A 14,677-nucleotide genomic window follows, 5' to 3' on the forward strand; every position below is an offset into this window, starting at 1 on the left:
CCCGCCGCCTCAATCGACAAGGAGGTCTTCATGCCGATGAATCCCCATTACGCGCTGACCGAGCCGATCCGCGACGCCGTCGACACGCTGTCGAAGGAGCATCCGCTGCTGGTCGAGTTCGGCGCCTCGTGGTGCCCCATCTGCGAGGCGGCGCAGCCGCTGCTGGAGCAGGCCTTCGAAGGCCGGCACGCGATGGTCCAGCACATCAAGGTCGAGGACGGCAAGGGCCAGCCGCTGGGGCGCTCCTTCAAGGTCAAGCTGTGGCCGACGCTGATCTTCATGCGCGACGGGCAGGAGGTGGAGCGCCTGGTCAGGCCCACGAACGCCGCGGATATCCGGGCCGCGCTGGAGCGCATCGACGGCACGTGACGGACAATCGCGGCCATGACCCAAGCCCATGTGCTGCTCCCCAAGGACGGAGCTCCTGAACTGCTGTTCGTGCTGCTGCACGGCGCCGGCGCCGATGCCGAACAGATGCGCCCGCTCGCCGAGGCGCTGCACCGCCAGTACCCGCGCGCCGCGCTGGTGCTGCTCGACGGCTTCGAGCCCTTCGATGCGATCCCGGGCGGCGGCGCGGGCTTCCAGTGGTACTCCGAGGACGGGGACGACACGCTCCGGGCGCTGCGCCTGAGCGCGGCGGTGCCGACGCTGGTCGCGCTGGTGCGCGGGTGGGCGGAGAAGCTCGATCTGGAATGGGGGCGCGTCGCGCTGGCGGGGTTCTCGCAGGGCGCGATCCTGGCGCTCGAGGCGCTGCAGCAGGAAGAGCAGCTGGCCGGTCGCGTGCTCGCCTTCGGCGGTGCGTTTGCCTACTGGCCGCAGCATGCGCCGAAGGATGTCTCCATCCATCTGCTGCATGGCAAGGACGACGGCGAGCTGCCCTACCCGGCGCTGCTGAACGCCGCGCGCGAGCTGATGTCGCTCGGCGCGGACATCACGGCGGACGTGCTCCCGCATGTGGGCCATGAACTACATCCGGCGCTCATCGAGCGCGCGATGGAGCAGCTGCGGACGTTCATCCCGGCGCGCCTCTGGCGCGAAGCCGTGCTCACGGCTGCGGAGCAGGACAAGAACGAGCCGAGGCACTGACACGGCCGCTGGCCCTCACCCCTCCCTCTCCCGCAAGCGGGAGAGGGTGAAGGAGGAGTCAGCTTGGCGGACTCCCTCTCCCGCTTGCGGGAGAGGGCAGGGGTGAGGGCTGCGGTCGTCGCAGGACGACCAACGTCAATCGAGGGTGACTTCAGTTCTCACGGTGCCCGCGCGATCAGCCCAGGCAACGAGGCTCAGTCGCGTGCCCTTCGGCGCTCTCACCGTCCATTCGCCGTAGGCGCGGTCGCCGGTGATATCCCGCTCCGGCAGGAACGCGAGCTGCGTCTGCTTCGGCGCGTGGCCTTCGAGCTGCGGGCCTTCCATGCGCGGCTTGCCGCTGACCAGCCCGACCTCGGGATCGACCGGCAGGAAGATCTCGAACATCACGCCCCGCGTCTGCTTGCGCGCCAGCGCCTGCTTGGTCACGTAGGCCGGCAGCCAGCCGCTGTTGCCCACGGCCATGCGCACGCGCCAGGTGTCCGGGCCCAGCGCGCGGACCTCCGTGCGCAGCAGCTCCAGCTTCGGCAGGCTGAGCGCGATCTGGTTCATCCACGCGGGGAAGCGCGCAGCCTCCCGCTCGCGCAGGTGCGGCGGCGGGTTGCGCCAGAAGTTCATCTTGTCCCAGCCGCCGATCTCCACCGGCCCCAGCTGCGGATGCATGAACGAGGTCCACTCGACATGCGCCTTGCCGCCACAGTGCTCGTCGCTCCACTTCAGCAGCTTGAGGTCGTCCTCGACCGGATGGTCGCGGAACCAGTCGATCCACTTGTAGCCGGTGATGCCGGCCTCCTTGTTGGGCGACCACAGCTCCACCACCCAGAACAGCGCGCCCAGGTGCTCGTAGACCCAGTCCTGCGTGCCGGTGATGACTTCCTTGGGGTGGTATTTGAACTCGTGCCAGATGCTCACCGCCGGATAGCCGGTGTGCTGCTCGCCGAGCTTGGAGAAACGCTGGAAGGCCCAGAGGTCCTCGGGCGCCATGTCGTCGTCGCCGCGCGTGCCGCAGGGACGCAGGATCACGCCGCTGTGCGTGTGGAAGCTGATCGCCGCGCCGATGTTGGGGTGGCTCACCATGAAGTCCACCATCGCGCGCACTTCGGGCTCGCTGGTCGGGTAGGGACCGGCGCCGACCTGCTCGAACTCCTGCCGCCAGCCCGCGGGGAAGTTGCGGTTCAGGTCCAGGCCTTCGCTGTCGCGGTTGACCTTGATGCTGAAGCCGTCGTGGTTGATGACCAGGCCCTCGGGCATCAGGCGGTAGTACTCGCCGCCGAATTCGCCGGGCTGGCGCGCGACCATCAGGCGCGGATCGTCCGGGTGCTTCTTGTAGCCGCCGTGCGGATCGGCGATGCGCATCGTCAGGATGCGGCCGTCGCCGTCGATGTCTTCCACGCTGAGGCCTTCGACCGGCTCCTCGTCGAACGGATACGGGCGCGTCGACGAGCGGATGTGGCGCGGCCGGTCCGCCAGCGCCAGCTCGGCGCCGTCCGGGTTCAGGCGCGGCACCATGTAGATCGTGCGCGTGTCCAGCAGGTGGGTGGCCTGCGGGTCGGTGCCGTACTTGCTCAGCAGGTCGTGCAGGTAGTAGAGGCAGGTCGTGCAGGCGGTGAGCTCGGCGGCGTGGATGTTGCCGTCCAGCCAGAAGGCGGGCTTCTCGACATCGCTGCCGGTCGCGGTGTTGGTCAGGATGACGACCCAGATCTCGCGGCCCTCGAAGCTCTTGCCGATGGACCGCACCGACACCAGGTTGGGGCAGGCCTCGGCGTAGCTGAACAGCAGCTGCGTCAGCGCGTCGTAGCGGGGGAATTCGTCGAAGCGCGGCGTCGGCAGCGATGGCGTCGACGCGGGCGCGGCGGCGGGCGGGAGAGCGGTCATGGGCGTCCCAGGGGCGGTGTCGGTGCGGCCGATTTTGCATGCCCAGGCCCCGGCGACCGAGAGGGCTCTCCACCTCGCGACAGCGCGTTTTCCCTGAGACGGGTTAAATTGCTGGACTTGCACGTGCGCGCCGTCGCTCCGACGGGCGCGCATCGCACGACATGAACGAACGACACGACCGGGACGTCCGCGAGGGCGCCGAGGCGAAGCTGGAGAGATGGCTGTGAATCACTGCGAGAAGATCCCGTTGGGGACGCAAGGGGCGACCGAGTGGGAAGTGGTGCACCTGCCGTCGACGCTGGGCGATTTCCAGGCGCGGGCCTTCCGCAGCCCCGCGACGGGATCGGAGCACCTGGTGCTGTCGGTCGGTCCGCTGCAGGCGCGCGGCGGCCTGCTGCGCGTGCACAGCGAGTGCCTGACGGGCGACGTCTTCCAGTCGCTGCGCTGCGACTGCGGTCCGCAGCTGCAGAGCGCGCTGGACCTGCTGAAGGACGAGGGCGGCATCGTCATCTACATGCGCGGTCATGAAGGGCGCGGCATCGGCCTGGTCGAGAAGCTGCGCGCCTACGCGCTGCAGGAAGCCGGCGTGGACACCATCGACGCCAACCTGCGCCTGGGCCACGCCGAGGACGAGCGCGACTACGCCGACGCCATCGACATCCTGTGCCTGCTGGGCGTGAAGAGCGTCCGGCTGATCACCAACAACCCGCAGAAGCGCGACGCGCTGGTGGCGGGCGGCGTCGAGGTCGAGGCGCTGGTGCCGCTGCGCATCGCGGCGAACCCGCACAACGAGCGTTACCTCGAGACCAAACGCAAGCGGATGGGGCACTACCTGGAGTGATCCGGGGCGACCCCGGAGTCATCCCGGACTGACGCCGAGGACTACGACGCGTATCCGTCGGCGAATGCGGCAACACCTGGCACCGTGCTGCGTGTGATGGGCGAGGAAATGGCCGGGCGGCGACGCGCCTGAATCCGTCGCCCACTCATCGCCGCGATGGGGACTCCTCAAACAAGTGGGAGCTGCACGAAAGACGATGAGACTGAGTCATCGTCAATGAGCGCGCCGCGATTCACGATCTGCTGCTTTCCACTTCGATCGGGGAGCCGCGATGACGGTGAGGCAGCAACGGCGAGGCGAGCAGATTCGCATCGCCCGGGAACGATTCCATCTGACCCAAGAGCAATTGGGCGAATTCGTCGATCTGTCGGCGCAGGACATCGATGCCATCGAACGCGGAGAGCGCTCCGCACGCGGTGACGCGTTCGAGCGCATCGCCTACGCGGTGGGCCGGAAAACCTGGGAGTTCGTCGACCAAGACTTCGTCGATGACGGAGAACTGGCGGCCCTGTTCCGGTCGACTTCTCAGCCGACGGCCCGCATGCAGTTGACGCGATCGCTGCAGGAGGGCATTGCCTATGCCCTGCAGTTTTCCTCGCTTGAAGGAAGGATCGGGAACAACCGCGCCGCAGCGCTCCGGCCCGCGCTCCATCTTCCTGCGCCATGCGACCGTGCAGAAGCGACCTGTCAGGGAGAGCTCGCCGCGATTGAAGAACGGGAACGCCTGAATCTCGGCGACAGGGATCTTTATCGGATGCAGCACCTCTTCGAGACGAACGGCGTGGGGAGCGTGGCCGTTTCACTTCCCGACAACGTCTGTGGAGTGACGCTGTTCGATCCGCGCTTCGGCGCGTTCGTCCTATTCAACGCTGCCCAGTCTCGAACCCGGCGACGCTTCTCACTGGCGCATGAATATGGTCATGTACTGATGGACCGGCATCGCCTGGCTTCGCTCAGCAAGATCGGTCCACCGGAAGACCTGATCGAACTGCGCGCCGATGCCTTCGCCGCAGCCTTCCTCATGCCTGAAGGCGGCGTGCTGCACGCCATCGATCGCCCCGCTGGAAAGGCGATCGGGTTGCTGGAGATCGCGGCGGTCGCGCAGGCATTCGGCGTCAGCCGCCGATCCGCCCTTCGCCGGATCAGGCACCTTCAACTTGTCTCGGCAATCGAATTCGACGCCCTCTCGGCACAAGAGGCGAACGGCGAGGGCGAGCCTTATTCAACGCTGCTGGGAATGTTCAACGCACCCGAGACTGACAGCCGCAAGGAGAGTCGTGGACGGATGTTGAGCCTGGCCCTCGAGGTCTATCGCCAAGAACGAATCTCGCGCGGCAAGCTGCGAGAGATCGGCGAAGAGTTCGGCTTCAGTCGAGAAGCCATCGCTGGTCTCATTGATGTTCTCAGCATGGAGTGATCTGGATGACAACTACTCAGACCGTCGTGACGGATACTAATGTCCTGATCAACTTCATCCACATTCAGCAGTTGGATCTGCTGAACCGCCTGAATGATCGAGGGTTCATCGTTCCTCAACACGTGATCGACGAAATCACCTGGGACAACCAGGCCAAGGCCCTCTCCCTCGCTTTTGAAGAAGGACACCTTCATCCTTGCGATCTCGACGATGAGGAAACCGAGGATCTGTACAACAGCCTGCGCTCATTCATCGAAGCCGGGGAGGCTGCATGCATTGCGATCGCCCATATGCGGAACTGCGCCGTCGCCACCGATGAGAAGGGGGATGCCGAGCGCATCGCGACAGAGCTGCTGGGAAAGAAGCGCCTTCTTCGCACTGAGAGCCTCCTCCGGCAATGCATTGCTGCAGGGCTGATCACCGTCCCCGAAGCCGATGCTTTCAAGGCCACGCTCGCGACGAAGCGATACGCCATGAAGTTCGCTTCTTTCGCAGATCTGGAGACTGCGTGACGCCGGACCGGACGAGAGCACCAGGACCAACGCGCTCGCCCCCGTTTGTGACCAACTCGTAACGCCCCCGCCCCTTCGCAACCTTTCTCCCGCGCGCCGGCACCTACGCAGAACCCCTGCGTGAATTTCCGCCGCGCCCATGCCGCCTTTCCTCCCCGTCCCGATCCCCTGGGACGTCGTTCTCCGGCAGCTCCTGCTCGCGCCCTGCTTCGAAGAGATCCTCTTCCGGCTCGGCCTCCAGGAGCGGCTGTCGACCGCGCGCGCCGCCGCCGCGCGGCGCCATGCCGTCGCGCTCACCGCGCTCGCCTTCGGCGCGACGCACGCCCTCGTGCTCGCCATCGTCACGCCCGGCTTGACGCCCACCAGCCCGGCGCTGCTGCTCGCGCTCGCCACGGCCCTGCCCGCCTGGTGGATCGGCCGCAGCTACCGACGACATCGCTCCCTGCCCCGCTGCATCGCCTGGCACGCAGGCTTCAACGCCTGCTGGCTGCTCGCCGCCCCCACGCTGCTGCCGGTACTCGCTCCGGTACTCGCTCCGGTGCTCGCGTCCCCGCTCGACGCTCCGCTCGATGCCCCGCTCGATGCCCTGCGCCAAACCTCGATTCCATCGGCCTTCCCCACTTCCCTCTCCTCATCCTGACGAGGCTTCCGACATGACCCATCCCTTGCGCACCGCCCTCCCCGGCGCGATCGTCGCGATCACGGCCGCGGTCCTCGCGGGTCCTGCCTTCGCCGCCGACCCGGTCGCCGGCCAGGCCCGCTTCTCGCAGGTCTGCGCCGCCTGCCACACGGTGGCCTCGACGGCCGTCGTCGACCGCGGCCGCAACAACCCCGCGATGCTCCAGAACGCCATCAACACGATCCCGCAGATGAGCGGCGTGGGCGGCGCGGTCTCCGCCACCGACATCGCCGACATCGCGGCCTACCTCGGCAACTCGCCCTCGTCGATCAGCTTCGCGCAGACCGCCGTCGGCCAGTCCAGCGCGGTCTCCACGATCACCATCAGCGCCAGCCGGCTCGCCGCGCTCGGCAGCCTCTCCGCGGTCGCCGGCGGCGACTTCGCCGTGCAGGGCGGCTCCTGCGGCACCACCGTGCCCGCGGGCACCAGCTGCACCGTCGGCGTCGTCTTCCGCCCCACCGCCGCGGGCGCGCGCAGCGGCGCGCTGACGATCAGCCACAACGGCATCTCCACGCCCATCCCGATCACGCTGAGCGGCACCGCCAACGTCGCGCTCACGGCCGTGCTCTCCGCCGACGCCACCACGCTGGCCTTCGGCAACCAGCCGCTGGCCACCGCCTCCGCCGCGCGCACCGTCACGCTGAGCAACACCGGCACCGCGTCCCTGGACTTCAGCAGCATCGGCGTCACCGGCGCCAACGCCGGCGACTTCAGCCGCGGCGGCAGCTGCGCCGTCGGCACGCCGCTCGCCGTCGGCGCGAGCTGCACCGTCACCGCCACCTTCACCCCGGCAGCGACCGGCGCGCGCGCCGCCACGCTGGCGGTCGCGGCGACCGCGCCCACGGCCAACAACGCCACCGCCAACGTCAACATCGCGATGAGCGGCACCGGCCAGACGCAGCCCACGCCGGTCTCCTCGCTGTCGACCACGCAACTCAGCTTCGGCGCGCTGACCGTCGGACGGACCAGCGCCGCGCAGACGGTCACCGTCTCCAACACCGGCAACGCCGCGCTGAGCTTCAGCGCCATCGCCGCCACCGGACCCTTCACGACGACGGACACCTGCAGCGGCGGCGTTCCCGGCGGCGGCAGCTGCGCCGTCAACGTCAGCTTCGCCCCCGCCGGCGCCGGCGCCGCCACCGGCACGCTGAGCCTCACCAGCAACGCCGCCGCCTCGCCGCAGTCGGTCGCGTTGAGCGGCAACGGCGTCCTCGCCAACACGCCGATCCTGGTCTGGACCGCCGCCACGAGCGCCGATTTCGGCTCCGTCACGATGGGCGCGGACGGCGGCCTCAAGCACTTCACGCTCAGCAACACCGGCGACGTCGCCGCCACCTTGGGCAGCTTCGCCTTCGCCGGCGATGCCGCCGCCGATTACCGCGTCGACACGAGCTCCACCTGCACCGCCGGTGCCGCGCTGGCGGTCGGCGCCACCTGCGACCTCGCGATCGGCTTCAGCCCGCGCGGCGTCGGCGCACGCGCGGCCACGGCCGCCGTCGTCGCGGACAACGCCTCGCTGCCCGCGCCGCTGACGCTCACCGGTGTCGGTGTTGCCCCGCCGCAGCCGGCGCTGCAGCTGTCGGCGCCCTCTCTCGACTTCGGTCCCGCCGACACGACGGGTCGCCCGCTGACGCTGAGCAACAGCGGCGCCGGCGTCCTGCACATCAGCGCGATCAGCGTCGACAGCGCCCGCTTCTCGATCGACACCACGGGCACCAACACCTGCGGGGCCGCGCCCTTCACCGTCCAACCCGGTGCGAACTGCCAGGTCACGCTGCGCTGGCTGGGTGCCGGCGCGGCCGCCTCCGCACCGACCGGCACGGACACCGGCACGCTCACGCTGCAGGGCGACATGACGCCGGCCACGACGACGGTCGCGCTGCGCGGCACGCCGGGCAACACCGAGCCCTCGAACAGCGGTGGTGGCGGATGCACGATCGGCTCGGGCACCGGCGCCGCCGACCCACTGCTGCTGCTGATGGCCGGCCTCTCCGCATTGATCCTGTGGCGCCGCCGTGCGACGAGGACCACGAGCACCGCAACCACCGCGCAGACCCTCGCCCCCCGCCCTCTCCCGCGCCGCGCGAAAGGGAGCCAAGAGGATGCGGAGGATCAGCGCATCCGCGCAGCGACGGCACCAGCAAGCGCGCAGGCAATGACCGCTCCGGAGAACGCGACGGCAGCGAGTGATGCTGGGGCCGGAATGGTGCTGGGGGTTCCCGGATGGATGCCCCCTGCACCGTGGAGAGCCCGCGCTTGGCGCCGGGCAGTCCAGGCGGCCTTCCGAAAGGCAACCCCCTTGGCGATAACGGCCATCGCGCTGACGGCCGTCTTCTCCTCGGCTCCCAAAGACGCGCAAGCAGCCGACATCGGCCAGCCTCTCCCGATCGCGAGCGTCCCGAGCGCCGATGGCGCGCCGGTTCCGCTCCACGACGGCAAGGCGAAGCTGACCTACGTCGATTTCTGGGCATCGTGGTGCGGCCCCTGCCGCCAGTCCTTCCCGTGGATGAACCGCATGCAGGCCAAGTACGGCCCGCAGGGTCTGCGCATCGTCGCGGTGAATCTCGACGCGAGCCGCGCCGATGCACAGGCCTTCCTCAAGGAGGTGCCCGCCAGCGTCTCGCTCGGCTTCGACCCCAAGGGGGACTCTGCCCGTCGCGTCGGGGTGAGGACGATGCCGAGCTCCGTGCTGCTGGGTCCGGATGGTCGCGTGCTGATGCAGCACAGCGGTTTCCGTGCCGAGGACGAGGCCGAGCTCGAGGCCCGCATCGTCGCCGCGCTGAAGGCGTCGTGAGTCGCCGCGCTCTTCTTCGACCTGATTTTTCTTTCGAGGAGTTCCCCATGTCCCCACGTCCGATGCCACAGCGCCTCGCGCGCGCCGCGATCCTCGCGTTGATCGCGCTTGCCGCCACCGGCTGCGCCCTGCAGCCGCCCCAGCCCTGGGAGAAGGGCGCGCTCGCCCGTCCCGAGATGACGATGGGCGGCGACGTCCTTGGCGACCGCTTCGCGCAGCACATCTACACGAGCAAGGAAAACGCGTCCGGCGGCAACGGCGTGGGAGGGGGTGGCTGTGGCTGCAACTGAGCACGACCTTCGCGCCGGTACGGCGATGCCTGCAGATGATGTCGACGCGGGCGCCGGCGGGCGCAACGCCTGGGGCGGCGTGCTCGCCGCCGCGCTGCTGCTCCCCGGGCTGCAGGCTCCGGCCCTGGCCGAGACCCCGCCCGAACAGGCCGAGATGTCCGTCAAGCTGCTGCACTACCGCGACCGCCAGCCGGGCTTCGACCGCATCAAGGTCACCGCCCCCTCGGTCTACCTGATGGTGCCGGTCGCCGGCCGCTGGTCCGTCGAGGGATCACTGGTGAACGACAGCGTCTCCGGCGCCTCGCCGCGTTATCACAGCGCGGTCTCCGGCGCCTCGCGGCTCGACGAGACCCGCAAGGCCGGCGACATCCAGGTGACGCGCTACAACGACCGCGACGCGTGGTCCCTCGGCGCGGCGTATTCGACCGAACACGACTACCGCTCGCGCACCGTCTCCGCGGGCTATCGCCGTTCCAGCGAGGACAACAACACCACCTGGAACATCGGCGCCGCGTACAGCGACGACTGGATCGGCTCCTCCGACGATCCGACCCTCAGCCGCGGCCGCAACACCACGCAGCTGACCGCGGGCGTGACGCAGGCCTGGACGGCGGTGGACCTGGTGCAGATCAGCCTCGGCGCGAGCTGGGGCCACGGCATGTACTCGGACCCGTACAAGTTCCCGGACCGTCGCCCCGACCGGCGCGAGCAGTACACGCTGATGACGCGCTGGAACCATCATTTCAGCGATTGGAAGGCCACGCTGCGCAGCAGCTGGCGCTATTACGCCGACAGCTTCGGCGTGCGCGCCAACACGCTGGAGACGGCCTGGGTGCAGCCCTTGTCCGGCGGCTGGACGGTCACGCCGACGCTGCGCTACACGACGCAGCGTGCCGCGAAGTTCTATTACGACCCGGTCTACGACAGCGCGCTCGGCGCGCCGCTGCCGCCCGGCTACACCGCGACCTCGCCGCAATACCTGTCCCCGGACCAGCGGCTGTCCGCCTTCGGCGCGATCACCGTCGGGATGAAGGTCGCCTACGAGATCGCGCCGAGCTGGACCGCCGACCTGAGCCTCGAGCACTACGAACAGCGCGCCGCCTGGCGCCTGGGCGGCAGCGGCTCGCCGGGTTTGGCGCGCTTCCAGGCCGACTGGCTGCAGGTCGGTCTCTCGCACAAGTTCTGACCGGCATCGACACCCCGGAACGACCAACCCGCAACGACGACCCCGCAACGACGAACGGAAGCGACGAACGCGCCATGTGGTCCCTGCACCGCCATGCCTTCACCGCAATGGCCTCGCCCAACGAGATCGTGCTCGGCGGCGTGGCGGCGGACCGGGCCGCCGACGCCTGCGAGGCCGCCGAGGCCGAGGTGCGCCGCATCGAGCGCAAGTACTCGCGCTACCGCGAGGACAGCGTGATCTCCGCGATCAATGCGCGCGCCGGCCGCAACGCCGTCGCCGTCGACGAGGAGACGGCGCAACTGCTGAACTTCGCCGCCGAGCTGCATCGGCAGAGCGACGGTCTCTTCGACATCACCAGCGGCTGCCTGCGCCGCGCCTGGGATTTCAAGGCCGCCCGCGAACCCACGCCCGATGCCCTGGCGCTGCAGCTTCAACGCATCGGCTGGCACCGCGTGCAGTGGGACGGCCGGGCGATCGCGCTGCCGCAGCCAGGCATGGAGATCGACTTCGGCGGCATCGGCAAGGAGTACGCCGCCGACCGCGCGGTCGCCGCCTTGCGCGGACTCGGGCTGCGGCACGGCTTCGTCAACCTCGGCGGCGACATCCGGGTCATCGGTCCGCGTCCCGATGGCCAGCCCTGGGTCTTCGCGATCCGGCATCCCCGCCGCGAGGACGAGGTCTGCGCCCGCATCCCGCTCAGCGACGGTGCGCTCGCCACCAGCGGCGACTACGAGCGCTTCTTCATCACCCCCGACGGCCGGCGCTGCTGCCACATCCTCGATCCGCGCAGCGGCCAGCCGGTGCGCCACTGGCAGGCCGTCAGCGTCGTCGCGCCGTTGTGCGTCGCGGCCGGCGCGCTGGCCACGATGGCCATGCTGATCGGCACCCAGGCGCCCTCGCGGCTGAGCGCGCCGGGCGTCGGATTCCTGCTCGTCGACGCCGACGGCCACGTTCGCACGCACGACCCCGAACAACTGCTTCAACCTCTGACTTCGCCATGAGACTCCTCCCCACCTTCCTCGCCGGTGCGGCGGCCGCGTTCGCGCTGGCCGTCACCGTTCCCCCTCCCGCGCATGCGGCGGCCGAAGAGCCCGCGTTCCTCGAGCCGGCCCAGGCCTTCCCGGGCCGGGCCCGCGTCGAGCTGCCCCCGGACGGCGGGGCCGCAGGCCAAGGCGCGGCCGCGGTGATCGTCGAATTCAACGTCGCCGCCGGCTATCACCTGTACCGCGAGCGCTTCGCCATCGAGGCGGAAGGCGCGACGCTGCCCGCGCCGGGCCTGCCGGCCGGCAAGGCGGTCTTCGATCCCAACTTCAACAAGACGATGACGCTGTGGGCCGATGCCATCCGCGTCGTGCAGCCGTTGCCGCAGGGCGCCGCGCCGAAGACGCTGACGGTGCGTTATCAGGGCTGCGCGGATCGCGGGCTCTGCTACCCGCCGCAGCAGGCGCTGGTGCATCTGGAGCGAGGCGGCGACGGCGTGCTGAAGGCGCGCTGGGAGGCGCAGCCGGATGCGCTGTCCGCGCCCCTCGAGGACACCGCATCGACGGGGACTGGAGGCTCGGCCACGCCGGCTGCTTCGACGTCCCCGACCGCTACCGTGACATCGGCCTCGGCAGCAGCCTCAAATTCGACGGCGTCGACCTCCGCCGCCGACCAGGCGCCCGTCGACAGCAGCGCCGCCGCGCTCCAGTCGGGCAGCCTGCTGCGCGTGGTCGGCATGTTCCTGCTCGGCGGCCTGCTGCTGTCCTTCACGCCCTGCGTGCTGCCGATGCTCCCGATCCTGTCGTCGATCATCGTCGGCCAGGGCGCCCCGGTCTCGCGGGCGCGCGGCTTCTCGCTGGCCGTCGCGTACTCGCTGGGCATGGCGATGGTCTACACGAGCGCCGGCATCGTCGCCGGCCTGCTCGGCTCCGGCTTCGCCGCCGCGCTGCAGAACCCCTGGGTGCTGGGCAGCTTCGCGCTGCTGCTCTCGGTGCTGGCGCTGTCGATGTTCGGGGTCTGGGAATTCCAGATGCCCGGCTTCATCCAGGACCGCGTCAACAACGCCTCCAACCGCATCAAGGGCGGCCGCCACGTCGGCGTGTTCCTGATGGGTGGGCTGTCGGCGCTGCTGGTGGGCCCCTGCGTCGCGGCACCACTGGCCGGCGCGCTGGTCTATATCAGCCAGACCCGCGACGTGGTGCTGGGCGGCTCCGCGCTGTTCGCGCTGGCCTGCGGCATGAGCGTGCCGCTGCTGCTGCTGGGGTTGTCCGCCGGCACGCTGCTGCCGCGCGCGGGCCGCTGGATGGAACACGTGAAAACCTTCTTCGGCCTGCTGCTGATCGCGGTCGCGCTGTGGCTGGTGTCGCCGGTGCTGCCGACGGGCGCGCTGATGTTCCTGATCGGCGCGGTCGCACTGGTCGCGGCGATCTGCCTGGGCGCGTTCGAGTCCGGCCGGCCGCGCGCCCTCAAGGCGGGCGGCGCGCTGGTGGCGCTGTGGTCCGCCGCGATGATCGGCGGCGCGCTCTCCGGCGGCGACAGCGTGCTGATGCCGCTGCGCCATCTGGCGCGGAGTTCCGCGGGTGCCCTGCCGCTTGCCAGCGCCGAAGCCGCGTCGCGCGGCACGCCCGTGCCGGACTTCGAGCGCATCACGACGGTGGCGCAGCTCGATGCGGCCCTCGCGTCGACGGACCGTCCCGTGATGCTGGATTTCTACGCGGACTGGTGCGTCGCGTGCAAGGAGATGGAACACCTCACCTTCTCCGACCCCGCGATCGCGACGCGGCTGCGCAATGCGCGCCTGCTGCAGGCCGACGTGACCGCGAACAGCGCCGAGGCGAAGGCGCTGCTCAAGCGCTTCCAGCTGTTCGGCCCGCCGGGGATCCTGTTCTTCGATGCGCAGGGGAAGGAGCTGGCCGCCGCCCGCACGATCGGCTTCCTGCCCGCCGACGAATTCGCCCAGCGCCTGGACCGCGCCAGGCTGTGACCCGCGCAGACCTGACCCCAGGGACGAACCCGGCGGCACCGACCGGCACCGAACCGCACCGAGCAGAACCGACATGAGCCTCCCACAACGACACACCGCCCTGCTGATCCTCGGCTCCGGCCCCGCGGGCTACACCGCGGCGCTCTACGCCGCCCGCGCGAACCTGAAGCCGCTGCTCGTCACCGGCATGGCCCAAGGGGGTCAGTTGATGACCACGACCGAAGTGGACAACTGGCCCGCCGACGTGATGGGCGTGCAAGGTCCCGAGCTGATGCAGCGTTTCCAGCAGCACGCGGAACGCTTCCAGACCGAGATCGTGTTCGACCACATCAACAGCGTCGACTTCTCCAAGCGTCCGTTCACGCTCACCGGCGACAGCGCGGTCTACACGGCCGACGCGGTGATCCTGGCCACCGGCGCCTCCGCGCAATACCTGGGACTGCCGTCGGAAGCATCGTTCATGGGCCGCGGCGTCAGCGCCTGCGCGACCTGTGACGGCTTCTTCTATCGCGAGCAGGAAGTCTGCGTCGTCGGCGGCGGCAATACCGCGGTGGAGGAAGCGCTGTACCTGTCCAACATCGCCAGCAAGGTCCATCTGATCCATCGTCGCGACAAGTTCCGCGCCGAGCCGATCCTGGTCGACAAGCTGATGGACAAGGTCAAGGCCGGCAAGATCGAACTGCACGTGTTCCAGACGCTGGACGAGGTGCTGGGCGATGCCAGCGGCGTGACCGGCGTGCGCATCAAGAGCACGCAGGACGGCACGACCACCGACATCAAGCTGCAGGGCTGCTTCATCGCGATCGGTCACAAGCCCAACACCGAGATCTTCCGCGGACAGGTCGAGCTGCGCGACGGCTACGTGCTGACGCGCAGCGGCTCGGAGGGCTTCTTCACGATGACGAGCGTGCCGGGCGTGTTCGCCGCCGGCGACGTGCAGGACCACGTCTATCGCCAGGCCATCACCAGCGCGGGCACCGGCTGCATGGCGGCGCTCGACGCGCAGCGCTTCCTGGAGCAGCAGTCGGGCTGAGC

The 14,677-nt window shown here is 69.5% G+C and carries 13 protein-coding genes; 12 read left to right on the top strand and 1 reads right to left on the bottom strand.

All coding sequences use genetic code 11. From position 1 onward, the window contains the following. Positions 1 to 30: 30 nt before the first annotated feature. Positions 31 to 369 (top strand): thioredoxin family protein, encoded by a 339-nt coding sequence (locus tag ACQ4L4_RS19845; protein ID WP_377159341.1) that lies wholly within the window; start codon positions 31 to 33, stop codon positions 367 to 369. A 15-nt stretch (positions 370 to 384) separates the two neighbouring features. Continuing rightward, positions 385 to 1,086, top strand: a complete 702-nt coding sequence (gene ypfH, locus ACQ4L4_RS19850) for an esterase (protein WP_431100607.1) — start codon at positions 385 to 387, stop codon at positions 1,084 to 1,086. 135 nt (positions 1,087 to 1,221) lie between these two features. Here ypfH and ACQ4L4_RS19855 read toward each other — a convergent pair whose 3' ends face one another. Further along, complete coding sequence (locus ACQ4L4_RS19855) at positions 1,222 to 2,958, bottom strand: M14 family metallopeptidase (RefSeq protein WP_377159337.1); 1,737 nt, start codon at positions 2,956 to 2,958, stop codon at positions 1,222 to 1,224. Between the two features lie 217 nt (positions 2,959 to 3,175). On the opposite strand from ACQ4L4_RS19855, the gene ribA reads away from it, so the two are divergent. The 10 genes from ribA (at position 3,176) to trxB (ending at position 14,675) form a co-directional block, all read left to right on the top strand. After that, positions 3,176 to 3,799 (top strand): GTP cyclohydrolase II, encoded by a 624-nt coding sequence (gene ribA / locus ACQ4L4_RS19860; RefSeq protein ID WP_377159335.1) that lies wholly within the window; start codon positions 3,176 to 3,178, stop codon positions 3,797 to 3,799. A 271-nt stretch (positions 3,800 to 4,070) separates the two neighbouring features. Then, positions 4,071 to 5,216, top strand: coding sequence for an ImmA/IrrE family metallo-endopeptidase (locus ACQ4L4_RS19865; RefSeq protein WP_431100608.1), 1,146 nt, complete (start codon positions 4,071 to 4,073; stop codon positions 5,214 to 5,216). A gap of 5 nt (positions 5,217 to 5,221) precedes the next feature. Then, positions 5,222 to 5,728, top strand: coding sequence for a hypothetical protein (locus ACQ4L4_RS19870; RefSeq protein ID WP_431100609.1), 507 nt, complete (start codon positions 5,222 to 5,224; stop codon positions 5,726 to 5,728). Between the two features lie 139 nt (positions 5,729 to 5,867). After that, positions 5,868 to 6,368, top strand: a complete 501-nt coding sequence (locus tag ACQ4L4_RS19875) for a CPBP family glutamic-type intramembrane protease (RefSeq protein WP_431100610.1) — start codon at positions 5,868 to 5,870, stop codon at positions 6,366 to 6,368. A gap of 13 nt (positions 6,369 to 6,381) precedes the next feature. After that, entirely contained in the window at positions 6,382 to 9,201 is a 2,820-nt protein-coding gene (locus tag ACQ4L4_RS19880; RefSeq protein ID WP_431100611.1) for a choice-of-anchor D domain-containing protein, read from the top strand. Between the two features lie 47 nt (positions 9,202 to 9,248). Continuing rightward, positions 9,249 to 9,491: a DUF4266 domain-containing protein gene (locus tag ACQ4L4_RS19885; RefSeq protein WP_431100612.1), complete on the top strand. Its 243-nt coding sequence runs from the start codon at positions 9,249 to 9,251 to the stop codon at positions 9,489 to 9,491. Between the two features lie 25 nt (positions 9,492 to 9,516). Then, entirely contained in the window at positions 9,517 to 10,677 is a 1,161-nt protein-coding gene (locus tag ACQ4L4_RS19890; RefSeq protein WP_431100613.1) for a DUF3570 domain-containing protein, read from the top strand. A 74-nt stretch (positions 10,678 to 10,751) separates the two neighbouring features. Further along, positions 10,752 to 11,678: an FAD:protein FMN transferase gene (locus ACQ4L4_RS19895; protein WP_431100614.1), complete on the top strand. Its 927-nt coding sequence runs from the start codon at positions 10,752 to 10,754 to the stop codon at positions 11,676 to 11,678. After that, the gene (dsbD, locus tag ACQ4L4_RS19900; RefSeq protein ID WP_431100615.1) at positions 11,675 to 13,642 is read left to right on the top strand and encodes a protein-disulfide reductase DsbD; all 1,968 of its coding nucleotides are present in this window, start codon (positions 11,675 to 11,677) and stop codon (positions 13,640 to 13,642) included. Before ACQ4L4_RS19895 ends, dsbD begins: the two co-directional genes overlap by 4 nt. Positions 13,643 to 13,715: 73 nt before the next feature. Next, positions 13,716 to 14,675 (top strand): thioredoxin-disulfide reductase, encoded by a 960-nt coding sequence (gene trxB / locus ACQ4L4_RS19905; RefSeq protein ID WP_431100616.1) that lies wholly within the window; start codon positions 13,716 to 13,718, stop codon positions 14,673 to 14,675. The last annotated feature ends 2 nt before the right edge of the window (positions 14,676 to 14,677 follow it).

It is taken from the genome of Roseateles noduli (assembly GCF_050626985.1).
In the GTDB taxonomy this organism is placed as follows: Bacteria; Pseudomonadota; Gammaproteobacteria; order Burkholderiales; family Burkholderiaceae_C; genus Roseateles; species Roseateles noduli_A.